The organism is uncultured Aliivibrio sp. (genome assembly GCF_946479765.1).
GTDB lineage: Bacteria > Pseudomonadota > Gammaproteobacteria > Enterobacterales > Vibrionaceae > Aliivibrio.
Window position 1 is genome coordinate 1 of the sequence record NZ_CAMLHO010000118.1, and the last position, 2,590, is coordinate 2,590.

Consider the following 2,590-nt stretch of genomic DNA (forward strand, 5'->3'; position numbering starts at 1 on the left):
GAAAATCGTATAGCGTTAAAAAAAGCAGCAAATAATTCTATGGAATTAATGAAAAAATTATGGGCGGAATCAGAAACAACAGAACGAGCTAAAGCAGAGAAGTTGGGTGTGACATTTATAACGCCAAACAAACAAGCTTTTATCGATGCTGTACAACCAATGTATGAAGCTTTAAATACGACAAATCCTGAATTAGCAGAAATTGTTAATCGTATTAAAGCGGTTCAATAATTAACTGTAAAGATAATATAACAAGGTGTTGTAACTATTTGCAATAAATAGGTTGACCAATTTTGTCATATCTTTATTATGATATATAGAATGCAATGGAATATAGCGACAATATCAATATGATGCCTTTTGAAGCAAAAAGACCTTATCAAGAGTTAGGGTTAGTACTAAGACAAGAGTTAATGAACAGTCAGTATAATGTGGGAGATCGTCTTCCTCCCGAGCGTGATATCGCAGAACGATTAAATGTAAGTCGGACGGTGGTACGTGAAGCGATCATTATGCTTGAACTTGAAAACCTAGTTGAAGTTAAAAAAGGCTCTGGGGTATATGTACTTAATATTCCGAGTGAAACTGCTAATAGCCGAGAGCGCGTGATTTTCGATGAGGCTGGTCCATTTGAAATGTTACAAGCAAGGCAGTTGCTAGAAAGTAATATTGCTGAGTTTGCTGCAATTCAAGTTACACCTGGTGATATTGCTAAAATGAGAGCCGCACTTGAACTTGAGCACCATGAAGTGGCAAATGAATCTTCAGATTGTAATGGAGATGAACAATTCCATCTTTGTATAGCCGAGGCAACGCAGAACTCTGTGTTAGTAGATATGCTGAAACATTCTTGGGCCCGTCGCGAACAAAGTCCAATGTGGAGAAAGCTTCATTTACGCATTAATAATCAGAATTATCGTGAAGAATGGTTAGGTGATCACGCTAAAATTCTTTTAGCTATGCAGCGAAAAGATCCTATTGCAGCGAAAAATGCAATGTGGCAACACCTTGAAAATGTAAAACAACGACTACTTGAGCTATCTGATATTGATGATCCTAATTTCGATGGATATTTGTTTAGCTCAAACCCTGTTGTCTTCCTTGAGGAAGATAAATAAAGATCAACGTTCTGTTGATTTTTATTTGGAATTGCTATTTTTAAAGTAGTAATTAATTTAAATTTTTAAATGCTTCTCTCGTTAATATTTTCCGAGCGGGTTAAGTGTGTCTGTATAAAAGGTGATTGTCATGGAACAAACTTGGCGTTGGTATGGTCCTAGTGACCCTGTATCTCTAAATGATATTCGTCAGGCGGGAGCTACTGGTATTGTAAACGCATTACATCATATCCCTAATGGTGAGGTGTGGACGAAAGAAGAAATTCTTATTCGTAAAGCTTTGATTGAAGATAAAGGTTTAACCTGGTCAGTCGTTGAGAGTGTCCCTGTACATGAAGAGATTAAAACACAAACGGGTAATTACCAATTGTGGATTGATAACTATAAACAAACATTACGCAATTTAGCAGAGTGTGGCATTGATACTGTATGCTATAACTTTATGCCAGTCTTGGATTGGACTCGTACAGATCTTGAATTTGAAATGGAAGATGGATCTAAAGCCTTACGTTTTGATCAAATTGCATTTGCTGCTTTTGAATTACATATTTTAAAACGTCCAAATGCCGAAGAAGCGTATTCAATAGAAGATAAAGAGCAAGCTCAAATCTATTTTAATAATATGTCTGATACCGATATTGCTAAATTAACAGGTAATATAATTGCTGGATTACCTGGAGCGGAAGAAGGGTATACATTACAAGAGTTCCAAGCCCAATTAGATCGCTATAAAGGTATTACGAAAGATAAACTTCGTGAGCATATGGTGTACTTCTTGAGAGAGTTAATGCCTATCTGTGATGCTAACGGTCTGAAAATGGCAGTACATCCAGATGATCCACCACGTCCGATTCTTGGTTTACCGCGTATTGTTTCCACGATTGAAGATATTAATTGGTTAACAGCGGAAGTACCAAGCCAAATGAATGGAATAACAATGTGTACAGGCTCATATGGAGTACGTGGTGATAATGATTTAGTTAATATGATTAGACAGCATGGTGATCGTATCTATTTCACTCATTTGCGTTCAACGCAACGTGAAGATAATCAGCTTAGCTTTCACGAAGCGGCACATCTTGATGGTGATGTTGATATGTATAATGTAGTGATGGAAATTCTTAGAGAAGAACAGCGTCGTGATGCTGTTGGCGATATGAGACTAATACCTATGCGTCCAGATCATGGTCATCAGATGCTAGATGACTTGAAGAAAAAGACGAATCCTGGTTATTCTGCAATTGGTAGATTAAAAGGTCTTGCTGAAGTTCGAGGTTTAGAGATGGCATTAAAGCGGGCATTTTTCACAAAATAAAACTGATTCTAGCTCATAATTAGTGGACCAATTATATTTAAGGATGATTTATGTATATAAATCATCCTTTTATGCATATAACGTAAGCGCGCCGTGAAATAGGTTATGCTTTACTCTCCATCACCTATTTCAACCCGCCACGGCATAAGATCCGCCA

The 2,590-nt window shown here is 37.1% G+C and carries 2 protein-coding genes and 1 pseudogene; all 3 read left to right on the plus strand.

Features of this window, described 5'->3' with window-relative positions; translation table 11 throughout:
* Positions 1-231 (plus strand): annotated as a pseudogene (locus Q1K78_RS17340) (TRAP transporter substrate-binding protein); the annotation flags it as partial.
* Positions 232-326: 95 nt separating this feature from the next.
* The gene (locus tag Q1K78_RS17345; RefSeq protein ID WP_300181709.1) at positions 327-1,118 is read left to right on the plus strand and encodes an FCD domain-containing protein; all 792 of its coding nucleotides are present in this window, start codon (positions 327-329) and stop codon (positions 1,116-1,118) included.
* Between the two features lie 130 nt (positions 1,119-1,248).
* Entirely contained in the window at positions 1,249-2,433 is a 1,185-nt protein-coding gene (gene uxuA / locus Q1K78_RS17350) for a mannonate dehydratase (protein WP_300181711.1), read from the plus strand.
* The last annotated feature ends 157 nt before the right edge of the window (positions 2,434-2,590 follow it).